We start from the raw sequence: 413 nt of genomic DNA, 5'->3' as shown, positions 1-413 counted from the left end.
GCCAAGACCACCATCCCGCATTTCTACCTGACGCTCGACTGCGAGCTCGACGCGCTGCTTTCGCTGCGCACGCAGCTCAATGCGGCGGCACCGGTGAAGAAGACCGACAAGGGTGAGGCGCCTGCCTACAAGCTGTCGGTCAACGACATGGTGATCAAGGCGATGGCCATGGCGCTGAAGGCGGTGCCGGACGCCAATGCCTCGTGGACCGAAAGCGCCATGGTCAAGCACAAGCATGCCGATGTCGGCGTCGCAGTCTCGATCCCCGGCGGCCTGATCACGCCGATCATTCGGCATGCGGATGAAAAGACGCTGTCGGTCATTTCCAACGAGATGAAGGATCTCGCGAGCCGTGCCCGTAGCCGCAAGCTGAAGCCGGAGGAATATCAGGGCGGCACCACGGCGGTGTCCAA

The 413-nt window shown here is 62.5% G+C and carries 1 protein-coding gene; it reads left to right on the top strand.

What is annotated here, in order from left to right; genetic code table 11:
- Positions 1–413 (top strand): 2-oxo acid dehydrogenase subunit E2 (locus EN808_RS35215; protein ID WP_189524246.1); only part of this gene is annotated, 413 nt, incomplete at both ends.

This window comes from Mesorhizobium sp. M8A.F.Ca.ET.165.01.1.1 (genome assembly GCF_004792065.1).
Taxonomy (GTDB): Bacteria; Pseudomonadota; Alphaproteobacteria; order Rhizobiales; family Rhizobiaceae; genus Mesorhizobium.
Note: the sequence above shows the minus strand (reverse complement) of the source record. Positions and strands in the feature narration are given on the sequence as shown.